Origin of the sequence: Streptomyces sp. OfavH-34-F, from assembly GCF_022347745.1 — a bacterium.
In the GTDB taxonomy this organism is placed as follows: domain Bacteria; phylum Actinomycetota; class Actinomycetes; order Streptomycetales; family Streptomycetaceae; genus Streptomyces.
Genome location: NZ_JAKRGC010000007.1, coordinates 60352 through 69580 on the forward strand (window position 1 = coordinate 60352; position 9229 = coordinate 69580).

The 9229-nt window shown below is 73.4% G+C and carries 9 protein-coding genes; 7 read left to right on the top strand and 2 right to left on the bottom strand.

The window, feature by feature from the left end:
- Positions 1-29 precede the first annotated feature (29 nt).
- Genes MHW47_RS03095 through MHW47_RS03105 form a run of 3 tightly spaced genes read left to right on the top strand, consistent with a single transcriptional unit; the run spans position 30 to position 2940 of the window.
- A complete protein-coding gene (locus MHW47_RS03095; protein WP_239221027.1) occupies positions 30-1040 on the top strand; it encodes an iron ABC transporter permease in 1011 nt (336 codons plus the stop codon).
- The gene (locus MHW47_RS03100; protein WP_239221028.1) at positions 1037-2116 is read left to right on the top strand and encodes an iron chelate uptake ABC transporter family permease subunit; all 1080 of its coding nucleotides are present in this window, start codon (positions 1037-1039) and stop codon (positions 2114-2116) included. The genes MHW47_RS03095 and MHW47_RS03100 overlap by 4 nt, the downstream gene beginning before the upstream one ends.
- The gene (locus tag MHW47_RS03105; RefSeq protein ID WP_239221029.1) at positions 2113-2940 is read left to right on the top strand and encodes an ABC transporter ATP-binding protein; all 828 of its coding nucleotides are present in this window, start codon (positions 2113-2115) and stop codon (positions 2938-2940) included. Before MHW47_RS03100 ends, MHW47_RS03105 begins: the two co-directional genes overlap by 4 nt.
- 93 nt (positions 2941-3033) lie before the next feature.
- Here MHW47_RS03105 and MHW47_RS03110 read toward each other — a convergent pair whose 3' ends face one another.
- Together MHW47_RS03110 and MHW47_RS03115 are read right to left on the bottom strand one after the other, a co-directional pair.
- Positions 3034-4656 (bottom strand): carbohydrate binding domain-containing protein, encoded by a 1623-nt coding sequence (locus MHW47_RS03110; protein ID WP_239221030.1) that lies wholly within the window; start codon positions 4654-4656, stop codon positions 3034-3036.
- 225 nt (positions 4657-4881) lie between these two features.
- On the bottom strand, positions 4882-5622 hold the full coding sequence (locus MHW47_RS03115) for a lytic polysaccharide monooxygenase (RefSeq protein ID WP_239221031.1): 741 nt from the start codon (positions 5620-5622) through the stop codon (positions 4882-4884).
- 279 nt (positions 5623-5901) lie between these two features.
- Between MHW47_RS03115 and MHW47_RS03120 the strand changes: the two genes are divergently transcribed.
- The 4 genes from MHW47_RS03120 to MHW47_RS03135 all read left to right on the top strand — a co-directional run bounded on the left by MHW47_RS03120 (position 5902) and on the right by MHW47_RS03135 (position 9192).
- On the top strand, positions 5902-7488 hold the full coding sequence (locus MHW47_RS03120) for an amidase family protein (protein WP_239221032.1): 1587 nt from the start codon (positions 5902-5904) through the stop codon (positions 7486-7488).
- Positions 7489-7628: 140 nt separating this feature from the next.
- Positions 7629-7997 carry a hypothetical protein gene (locus MHW47_RS03125; RefSeq protein WP_239221033.1) on the top strand — a complete coding sequence of 123 codons (369 nt, stop codon included), beginning with the start codon at positions 7629-7631 and terminating at the stop codon, positions 7995-7997.
- A 95-nt stretch (positions 7998-8092) separates the two neighbouring features.
- Entirely contained in the window at positions 8093-8671 is a 579-nt protein-coding gene (locus MHW47_RS03130; RefSeq protein ID WP_239221034.1) for a GNAT family N-acetyltransferase, read from the top strand.
- Between the two features lie 92 nt (positions 8672-8763).
- Positions 8764-9192: a RidA family protein gene (locus MHW47_RS03135; protein ID WP_239221035.1), complete on the top strand. Its 429-nt coding sequence runs from the start codon at positions 8764-8766 to the stop codon at positions 9190-9192.
- The last annotated feature ends 37 nt before the right edge of the window (positions 9193-9229 follow it).

Below are 9229 nucleotides of genomic sequence, written 5' to 3' on the forward strand. Positions count from 1 at the left end.
ACCGCAAGAAGAGAGAGCGAGCCCGGCGCATGCCGCCCTCCCATCCCACCCGCCGGCGGGCGGCCTGGCTGCTCGCCGGCGCGGCGATGCTGCTGGTCGCCGTCCTCCTGAGCCTCATCGTCGGCAGCCGCCACGTCGCACCCGGCGCCGCGATCCAGGCCCTGTTCCACGACGGCGGCAGCGCCGACGCCCAGGTGGTCCGCGCCCTGCGCGTACCGCGGACGGTGGTCGGCATCCTGGCCGGCGCCGCGCTCGCCCTCGCGGGAACGGTCATGCAGGGCATCACCCGCAACCCCATCGCCGAACCCGGCATCCTCGGCATCAGCCAGGGCGCCTCGGTCGGCGTGGTGACCGCCATCGCGTTCTTCGGCGTGCACTCGCTGGGCGGCTACGTCTGGTTCGCGTTCGCCGGCTCCGCCATCGCCGGAGTGGCCGTGTACGCCGTCGCCAGCGGCGGGCGCGGCGGGGCGTCACCGGTCAAACTCGCCCTCGCGGGCGCCGCGATGAACGCCTTCCTCGCCTCGGTCGTGTCCGGCGTCGCCACCACCAACGCCCGCGCCCTCGACGAGTTCCGCTTCTGGCAGGTCGGCTCGATCAGCGGCCGGGACGCCGAGCTGATCGGCCAGGTCTGGCCGTTCATGCTCGCCGGAGCCCTCCTGGTCGCGGCCGTCGCCCGCGGCCTCGACGCCCTCGCCCTCGGCGACGACGCCGCCCGCAACCTCGGCAACAACGTCGGCCGGCTGCGCGCTCTGGGCGCCCTCGGCGCCACCGTGCTCACCGGCGCCGCCGTGGCCGCGGTCGGCCCGATCGCCTTCACCGGCCTGGCCGTCCCGCACATCGCCCGCGCCCTGGTGGGCACCGCGCACCGCTGGGTCCTGCCGATGGCCGCCCTGCTCGGCCCGGTGATGATCCTCGGCTCCGACGTGATCGGCCGCGTCCTCTTCCCGCCCTCGGAGGTACCGGTGGCGGTCATGACCGCCCTCATCGGCGTGCCGTTCCTGGTCGCGCTCGTCCGCCGCCGCACGGTGGTGGCCGCGTGAGCCAGCCCGTGACCCTCGCCCCCGCGCGCCTGCGGCCCGCCGGGCACACCGTCCTGCGGCGCGGGCGCGCCAGCTTCCTCGTGCACCGCCGCTCGGTCGCCGTCGCCGCCCTCCTGACGGTGCTCCTCGCCTGCGCGGTCGTGGCCTACCTGTGCGTCGGCGAATCGTTCGTCGCCCCCGGCGAAGTCGTCCGCGTCCTGCTCGGCCGGCCCAGCCCGGACGAACTCGTCGTGGGCACCCTGCGGCTGCCGCGCCTGGTCGTCGGCCTCCTCGCCGGCCTCGCCTTCGGCATCGCCGGGGCGCTGGTGCAGACCGTCGCCCGCAACCCGCTCGCCAGCCCCGACGTCATCGGCGTCACCCACGGGGCGGGCGCCGCCACCGTCGCCGCGCTCAGCTTCAACCTGGTCGCCGCCGACGCGCTGCCCTACGTCTCCGTCGCCGGCGGCATGGCGGCGGCCCTGCTCGTGTACGTGTTCGCCTGGCGCGGCGGGCTGCACTCCTCGCGCTTCGTCCTCGTCGGCATCGGCGTCTCGGTCGCGCTCGGCTCGCTCACCCAGCTGCTGCTCACCAAGGGCGACTACCTGGTGGCCCAGCAGGCCAAGGTGTGGCTGACCGGCTCGCTCAACAGCCGGGGCTACGAGGAGGCCGGGCCGCTCCTCGTCGTCCTCGCGATCGGCGTCCCGGCGGCGATGTGGGCGGCACGCGCCCAGCGCAGCGCCTCCTTCGACGACGACACGGCGACCGCGCTCGGCGTCCGCCTGGGCCGGGTACGGCTCGGGCTGACCGCGCTCGGCGTCGTCCTGGCGTCCGTGGCCACCGGCGCGGTCGGCCCGGTCGACTTCGTCGCGCTGCTCGCCCCGCAGATCGCGCGCCGGCTTACGCGTACGGCGCAGACCCCGCTGCTGTCGTCCGCGCTCATGGGGGCGCTGATCGTCGTCGTCGCGGACCTGCTCGCCCGCCGCCTGTTCTCCCCGATCGAGCTGCCGACCGGAGTCCTCACCGCCGCGGTGGGCGCCCCGTACCTGATGTGGCTCATCGTCCGCACCCGCAGCCGTACCGGAGGCACCTCGTCATGAGCCGTCCCGCCAGCCGCCTCTCGGCGCACGACCTGACCCTGGCCTACGAGGACCGCACCGTCGTCGAGGGCCTGGACCTGGAGATCCCCGACGGCAAGGTGACGATCGTCGTCGGGCCCAACGCCTGCGGCAAGTCCACCCTCCTGCGGGCGCTCGGCCGCCTCCTGAAGCCGAAGCGCGGCTCCGTGCTCCTGGACGGCCGCGAACTCGCCGGCCTTCCCGCCAAGCAGATCGCCCAGACCGTCGGCATCCTCCCGCAGACCCCGACGCCCCCGGACGGCATCACCGTCGCCGACCTCGTGGCACGCGGCCGCCAGCCGCACCAGAAGTGGTGGCAGCAGTGGTCGGAGGCCGACGAGCAGGCCGTGGGCGACGCCCTGCGGCGTACGGACACGGCCGCCCTCGCCGACCGGCCGGTGGACGAACTCTCCGGCGGCCAGCGCCAGCGCGTCTGGATCGCCATGGCCCTGGCCCAGGACACCGAACTGCTGCTGCTCGACGAGCCCACCACCTATCTGGACATCGCCCACCAGGTGGAGGTCCTCGACCTCGTCCGCCGCCTCAACCTCGAACGCGGCCGGACCGTCGTCGCCGTCCTCCACGACCTGAACCAGGCCGTCCGCTACGCCGACCACCTCGTCGCCATGAAGAACGGCCGCATCGTCGCCCAGGGCGCGCCGGACGAGGTGGTCACCACCGAGATGGTCGAGGAGGTGTTCGGGCTGTCGTCCGTGATCGTCACCGACCCGATCACGGGCGGCCGTCTCGTCGTTCCGGGCTTCAGCCGCCGGCCCGCCGCCGCGGAGAAGACCCCGGCCCACTGAACCGGCCCGCCCCGACGCGGAGGACGAACCGGCACCGCGCCGGCCCCGGGAACCCTCCCGGAGCCGGCGCGGCACATGACCCGCGTACGGGGATCAGCCGGTGAAGCCCGCCGTGATGGAGGTGAACTGCCACGCCGGACGGTCCCGGTTGACCGCCCAGAAGGCGAGCCGGCCGAGGTCGTGGCTGTTGGCCCAGTCGCGGATCTGGGTCCAGATCTGCGGGGTGGTGATCTCACCGGCGTCGCTGGAGTCGTTCATGCCGGAGATGCCGATGTGGTTGTACGCCTGCTGGTCGGTCCAGCCGAAGGTGGAGACGAGCTTGGTCTTCAGCCCTTCGGTGGCCTTGACCGTGTTGCCGTACATGTCGGCCGCGCCGCCGAAGTTGAACGGCATGATGGTGAAGTTGTCGATGTCGGCCCCGAGGGCGTGGGCGCGCTCGATCAGCCGGTTGCCCCAGGAGTTGGGCCCGGTGTTGAGGGTGGGGATGGTGACGATCGTCCGCAGACCGGGGTTGTTCTGCTTGACGATCTTCAGCGCGCCGAGGATGCGGTCCTGCACGGCGGCGTTCTCGAACTCGTCGGTGTTCTCGATGTCGATGTCGATCGCCTTCAGGCGGTAGGCGTCGATGACCTTCTGGTACGCGCCGGCGAGCGCCTCCGTCGTCGAGCAGTTGGGTCCGAGCTTGTTGCCGCTCCAGCCGCCGATGGACGGGACGATGTCACCGCCGGCCGCCCGGATCGCCTTGATGGCCGCCTCGTCCTGGCCGCCGAGCAGCGGGCGCTGGCTGTCCCAGGAGGGGTTGCAGCCGTTCTGCGCGAGGATGAAGGCCATGGTGTACCACTTGATGCCGGTGGCCTGCATGACCTCGGTCGGGCTCGGCGGGTTGCCCCAGCCGAGGTAGAGGTACGGGGCGGCCTGGACGAACCGGTCGCCGCTGCCGCCGTCCTTCCCGGTCGTCGCGGTGACGGTCGCGGAGTGCGGGGACACGTTGCCCGCGCGGTCCTTCGCCCGGACGGTGAAGCGGTACGTGGTGCTGGGCGTCAGCCCGCCGACGGTGGCCGAGGTCCCCGTCACCGAGGTCGCCAGGGTGCCGTCCCGGTACACGTCGTAGCCGCTGACGCCGACGTTGTCGGAGGCCGCGTCCCAGGCGAGCGAGACGCTGGTGGCGGAGGTGCCGGTGGCACGCGGGTTGCCGGGCACGGAGGGCGCCTCGGTGTCGTCGCCGCCGCCCGGACCGTCCAGGCTGATGTCGTCCGCGTAGTACGTGCCCTGCCCGTACCAGCCGTGCAGGTAGACCTCGGCGCTCTGCTGCGAGGCCCCGGTGGTGAAGGAGACCGTCAGCTGCTTCCAGTCGGCGGCGGAGGCCGTCCAGGTGGACGTACCGCCCTGGACCCCGAGGTACGTGTACGAGCCGCGCACCCACGCGGAGAGGGTGTACTTCGTGTTGGGCTGCACGGACACCGTCTGCGCGCACCGCGCGGTGTCCGAGCTGCTCGCGGCGCCGGCCAGCGCGCGGCTGCCGCCGTGCACGGGGCTGCTCACGACCGAGCCCGAGTTCCCGGCGCAGGACCAGCCCGCGAGGGTGCCGGCCTCGAAGCCGGGGTTGGTCAGCAGGTTGGCCGCCTGCGCCGTGGCGGCGGTCGGGGCCATCAGGGCGCCGGCGCCGCCGAGCAGGGCGGCGGTGGCGCAGGCGAGCAGGCGATGCCGAGTTCTCACGCTGTCTCCTGGGGTGGGGGGGGCGGTGCTCCGATGGGGGCGGTGCTCCGACAGGGGGCGGTGCGGAAACGGCCGGCGCAGGCTCCTTCCGGGGTCTGTGCCGGCCGGTCGTGCGAGAGCGGTCGCGCTCGGGGTGCGGGTGGACCGGCCCGCTACGGGCTCAGGGCCGCCGGGGGACCGGGGCCGCTGGGGGACGGGCCCGCAGGGGAGGGGCCGCCGCGGGGCTCAGCAGGCCCCGAGGTCCTCCCAGACGCCCCACTCGCCGGTGGTGCCGGGCTCCTCGCCGGTCACCCACCACTTGGCCCGCCAGTTGTGGCCGTTGTGCGAGACGGTCTGGCCGCCGGTGTAGACGCTGCCGGCGCTCCAGGCCCCGGCCGTGCAGTCGCCGGGCTCCCCGCCGTCGTCACCGCCGCCGGGGTTGCCGCCGTCGTCACCCCCGCCGTCGTTGCCGCCGCCGATGTTCACGTCGATGCAGGCGTAGAACGCGTTGGCGGTGTCCGCGATGTTCCAGACGGCGAGCAGCTTCTGCTTGCCGCTGAACCCGCTGAAGTTCAGCTGGTGGCTGACCGAGGCGGCGGGGATGCGGCCGCCGTCGTTGAACTGGGCGATCTTCTGGTCGCCGATGAAGTACTGCCAGTTGCTCGTGGCGTGGCGCGCCTCGATCGTCCACGTCAGGGTCTGCGTCGTACCGACCGGGGTAACCTTCCAGCCCTTGCTGTCGTTGTCCAGGTCCGCCCAGCGGGCGTCGCCGCCGCTGCAGGTGCGCAGACCCTTCGGACCCTCGACGCTCGCCGGCTCGTACTTGATCTGACCGCACTGGACCACGCGGTTGGCGCACTGGTCCTGCCGGCTGGAGGGCGTGACCACCCAGCCGTGGGCGCTCGCCGAGGGGGCGGGGAGGCTCAGGGCCACTGCGGGAGCGACCAGGGCGCCCAGGGCTGCGGCCCATGTTTTCTTCATGCGCATGACATTCAGTTCCCTTCGTGCACGCCGGGTCCGCCCAGGTGAACGTACGAGGTTGCCGATGAGGCAACGTCACATGCGAAGGTCTAGACCGACGCTTGCAGGTCTAGACCTTAGCGAAGGAGGGGAGCCCGTCAAGAGGGTGAGCGTCGCCCCGCACCGCCCGAAGGGCCCTCGAACGCCCTTCTACGCGCGGGGACTTGCGGCGTACGCACGGACACGCCGGGACACCCGGCGAGGGCCCCTTGTGGCACACCGCCCCCATGTAGTGGGGTGTGCGCCATGAAGAAGAGAAGCATGGCGGCCCTGACCGCGATCCTGGTCGTGGCGCCGTTGGTCGCGGTGGCGCCGGGTCCGCAGGCAGCCGCCCGGAACCGCTCCGGCGACTCGGCGCGATCCGCCGAATCGACGCTGGTCGGAGGCATCGACCTCGACACCGTCACCATCCCCGAACTGCAGGCCCGGATGGCCCGCGGCTCGCTGTCCTCGGTCCGGCTGACCCTGGCCTATCTGCGGCGGATCAAGGCCGTCGACCCGAAGATCAACGCCGTCCTGCACACCAGCCCGACGGCCCTCGGGCAGGCGGCGGCCAGCGACATCAGGCACCGCCTCGGCCGCACGCGCGGCCCGCTCGACGGCATTCCCGTCCTGCTCAAGGACAACGTGGACACCCGCGACATGCCGACGACCGCCGGATCGCTCGCGCTGGCCGGGAAGCCGCCGCGGTCCGACGCCGAACTCGTCGCGAAGCTGCGGGCGGGCGGCGCGGTCATACTCGGCAAGGCCAACCTCTCCGAGTGGGCCAACTTCCGCGCCGCGTCGCCGACGTCCGGCTGGTCGGCGGTGGGCGGCCAGACCCACAACCCGTACGTCCTGGACCGCAACCCGTGCGGCTCCTCCGCCGGCTCCGCCGCCGCCCTCGCCGCCTCGCTGGCGCAGGTGGCGATCGGCACCGAGACGGACGGCTCCATCGTCTGCCCCGCCGGGATGAACGCCGTCGTCGGCCTCAAGCCGAGCCTCGGCGTCGTCAGCCAGTCGGGCGTGGTGCCGATCTCCGCGGAGCAGGACACCGCCGGCCCCATGGCCCGCAACGTCATCGACACCGCGCTCACCCTGTCGGTCATCGGCGGCGCCCCCACGGCCCCGGACTTCGCGCAGACGGCGGCCCGCCCCGGCTCGCTGCGCGGCAAGCGGATCGGCCTGTGGCGGCTGCCGGTGCTCGGCACCGAGGTGGACGCCCTCATGACGAGCACCGCCGAGCGGCTGCGCAGCGCGGGCGCCGAGGTCGTCGAGGTGGACCTCCCCTACCAGCGGAGGCTGGCCGAGCTGGAGTTCCCGGCCCTGCTCAGCGAGTTCCGCCGCGACATCAACGCCTACCTCGCCACCCGCAAGGGCCCGCGCGACCTCGCCGAACTGATCGAGTTCAACCGGACGCACCCGCAGGAGCAGACCTGCTTCGCCGGCCAGGAACTCTTCGAGGAGGCCCTGACCGCGCCGCCCACCACCGACCCGGAGTACCGGGCGATGCGCACCGAGCTGAAGGACCTGTCCCGCCGCTCCATCGACGAGGTCATGGCCGAGCACGACCTGGACGCGATCGCCTCCCCGGCGAACCCGCCCGCCTGGACGACGGACTGCGCGCGCGGCGACAACGACGTGATCCCCTCGTCCACCCCCGCCGCCGTGGCCGGCTACCCGTCGCTGTCGGTGCCCGCCGGCTTCGTGGGCGAACTCCCCGTCGGCCTGCTGCTCATGGCGGGCAACGGTCAGGACACCCACCTGCTGTCCCTCGGCGCGGCCGTCGAACACCACCTGGACGGCCGCCACGCCCCCCGCTACCTGCCGACGCTCCCGGACACCACCGGCTGACCCGACGCAGGGCGACGGCACCGGACCCCGCGCCCCGGTGCCGTCGCCGTACGCGGGGGCCGGACCTGAGTACGCCCGCCCGCCGGGGCTGAGTAGCGCGGCCCATGAGCACCCCGCCCGCTCCCGGCGACCATCGGTCCATGAACACACGGACCCGGACCACCCCCACCCCCGCCCCGTGGGGGCCCGTACCGAAGGCCGCGGTGCCCCACCCCGGCACGGCCCTGCTGACCGTCCTGCTCGGCATCCTCACGCTCGCCTCGGTGGGCTGGATCACCTCCTTCGTCCTGATCGTCGCGGTGTGGGCCGCCGCGGCGGGAGAGTCCGTCGTCGGCTACCTCGCCCTCTACGCGGCCTGCCTGGCCACCGGGGCCGCCCTCCTCACCGCCCTCGCCTGCCTCCCCCCGGTCCGCCGCATGCCCCCGCCCCGCCGCGCCCTGCTCCTGAACGCCGTGGCATGCCCGATCCCGCTCACCCTGGCACTCATCACCTGGACGACAACCACCTGACCGGCACCGCCCCCGCCCCGCGCGGGTCCAGACTGACGACGGAGCACTCGCGGACGAACCGCCTTCCACGCTCCCGCGGTGAGCGGAGACATTCCATGACCGAGCCGACCCTCTGGCTGACCGGTGAGACGTGCGGCCTGGGCCCCTATCGCGCCGACCTGGTCGAGACGTACTGGCAGTGGGAGCAGGACCCCACGCTGATGATCGGCTACGGCCGCCAGGTCCCGGAGTCCCTGGAGGCGCGTACCGAGGGCATGCGGCACCAACTCCAGGGCTCGAACATCCGCTTCACCGTCTACGACCTGGGCGGCCCCGTACCCGTCCCCGTCGGGGTCACCACGCTGCTGCCCGACGACGCCGTGCGCACCGCCGAGTTCGTCGTCATGCTGGCCCGGGAAGCCCGCGGGCGCGGCCTCGGCACCGAAGCGACGCGCCTGACCCTCGACTACGCCTTCCACGTGGCCTGCCTGCGCATGGTGTGGCTCAAGGTGCTGGCCCCCAACGCGGCCGGGATCACGGCGTACGAGCGGGCCGGCTTCCGGCACGCGGGGCGGCTGCGCGAAGCCGGGTACTGGCTCGGCGAGGTCTGCGACGAGGTGGTGATGGACGCTCTCGCCCGCGACTTCACCGGGCCTTCGGCGGTGCGGGCGCTGCTGGGGCGGACCGGTCCCTGACCGGGCCGGGGCGGCGGAGAAATTCCGGACGGCGCGGCGGTCCCGGCAGGCAGGATGTCCTGACCCGCCACCGAGGAAGAGGACCCCCGACCATGGCCCGTGCCGTCACCCTGATCCGCTCCGCCTCCCTGTCCGACGTCGCCGAGTACGCCTACGCGGCCACGGCGCCCGCCGAAGCCCGGCTGATCTTCCTGGCCGGGGCCTGCCCGCTGAACGGGGACGGTTCGACGGCCGCGGTCGGGGACTACGCCGGCCAGGCCCGCCAGGCCGTCGAGAACATGCGCACCGCCCTCGCCGACGCCGGCGCGACCCTCCAGGACGTCATCAGCACCCGGGTCCTCGTGGCCTCGGCCCGCCGGGAGGACCTGGTGACCGCCTGGCAGGTGGTCCGGGACACCTTCGGCGACCACGACGTCCCCAGCACGCTGATGGGCGTGTATGCGTCTAAAGGGGCACGGTGCCAACGGAAAGCCCCGCCCGTACGCATCATGTCGTACGGGCGGGGCCTGGTGAGCTGCTAGGCAGCCATCCCACGAGCGATCATCACTGCCACGGAGC